This is a genomic window from Psychrobacter sp. CAL346-MNA-CIBAN-0220, from assembly GCF_040309805.1.
Taxonomy (GTDB): Bacteria; Pseudomonadota; Gammaproteobacteria; order Pseudomonadales; family Moraxellaceae; genus Psychrobacter.
Genome location: NZ_JBEOPF010000742.1, coordinates 1 through 235, shown reverse-complemented (window position 1 = coordinate 235; position 235 = coordinate 1). Strand labels below are relative to the sequence as shown.

Genomic DNA, 235 nt, shown 5'->3' with positions numbered 1-235 from the left:
CTGTTATATATTGATCGTCTCGCCCAAGTTGCTGTTGCAGGTAATAACAGTGAAGTACAAGCAATCAGTCAAAAGCTGGCCAATACGGATGGTATTTTGACGCAAGTGATTGCCGTGACCGATATGGAAGGCATGTCAGAGATGCTAACGCCTGATTACCTCCATCGCTTTGTTACTGAGCGGGTAAGAACGATTAATACCACCGCTATTGGTGGTAATGCGAGCTTGCTTGAGC

General features: G+C 46.0%; 1 pseudogene. It reads left to right on the top strand.

What is annotated here, in order from left to right:
• A pseudogene (locus AAEY88_RS15530) lies at positions 1 to 235 on the top strand (1-pyrroline-5-carboxylate dehydrogenase); the annotation flags it as partial.